This window comes from Bilifractor sp. LCP19S3_H10 (assembly GCF_052119185.1).
Taxonomy (GTDB): Bacteria; Bacillota; Clostridia; order Lachnospirales; family Lachnospiraceae; genus Bilifractor.
The window spans coordinates 1-467 of sequence record NZ_JBQKFT010000074.1 but is presented as its reverse complement, the minus strand read 5'-3'; the positions used below and the strand labels follow the sequence as shown (position 1 = coordinate 467).

The 467-nt window shown below is 39.8% G+C and carries 1 protein-coding gene; it reads left to right on the top strand.

Annotated features, from left to right (window positions below; translation table 11 throughout):
* Positions 1-387, top strand: a 387-nt coding sequence (locus ACTQZS_RS15495) for an RNA-guided endonuclease TnpB family protein (RefSeq protein WP_441476610.1), incomplete at its 5' end; no start/stop codon positions are given.
* Between the last annotated feature and the right edge of the window lie 80 nt (positions 388-467).

Genomic DNA, 467 nt, shown 5'->3' with positions numbered 1-467 from the left:
AAGGCACTCGTTGAATCCAATCCAAAGCATACTCTTTTCGTACTTGAAGATTTGACAGGTGTTCGTAATGCCACAGAACGTGTGAAAACAAAAAATCGCTATGTTTCTGTATCGTGGGCGTTTTATGACCTCGAACAAAAATTAATTTACAAAGCAAAACAGAATCAATCTTCTGTAATAAAAGTTGACCCTCGTTACACAAGTCAGTGCTGTCCTATCTGTGGCCATACTGAAAAGGCTAACCGTAACAAGAAGATACATTTGTTTGCTTGCAAGAACTGTGGCTATCAATCAAATGATGACCGTATTGGAGCTATGAATCTGTATCGTATGGGAATAAACTATCTTGCTGATATTCAAGTACCTGATACAGTTGCAGCAGAGTAAACTTTGCTGCAAGGGGTGCTGTCAACCACCCCATGATGTAACGCCACTTTAGATAGCAGTATCTATTGGGGTTAAAGGTC